A 241-nucleotide genomic window follows, 5' to 3' on the forward strand; every position below is an offset into this window, starting at 1 on the left:
GATACAAATGAGAAAGTGGATCAGAACACTGCTGATATCACCACCAATACCGACAGCATCAACCAAAACACAACCGATATCGCCACCAATACCACCAATATCAACAGTCTGAGCGACTCCGTCACCACGCTCACCGACGATGCCCTGTTGTGGGATTCAGCCTCTGGTGCATTCAGTGCTAAGCACAACGGAAGTGCCAGCAAGATCACCAATCTGGCGGCAGGCACCCTGGCCGCGGACA

The 241-nt window shown here is 52.7% G+C and carries 1 protein-coding gene; it reads left to right on the forward strand.

Annotation, left to right across the window (positions count from 1 at the left end; translation table 11 throughout):
* Positions 1–241 (forward strand): hypothetical protein (locus OGY04_RS00015; RefSeq protein WP_286584504.1); only part of this gene is annotated, 241 nt, incomplete at both ends.

This window comes from Citrobacter sp. Cpo091 (genome assembly GCF_030332645.1).
Taxonomy (GTDB): Bacteria; Pseudomonadota; Gammaproteobacteria; order Enterobacterales; family Enterobacteriaceae; genus Citrobacter; species Citrobacter portucalensis.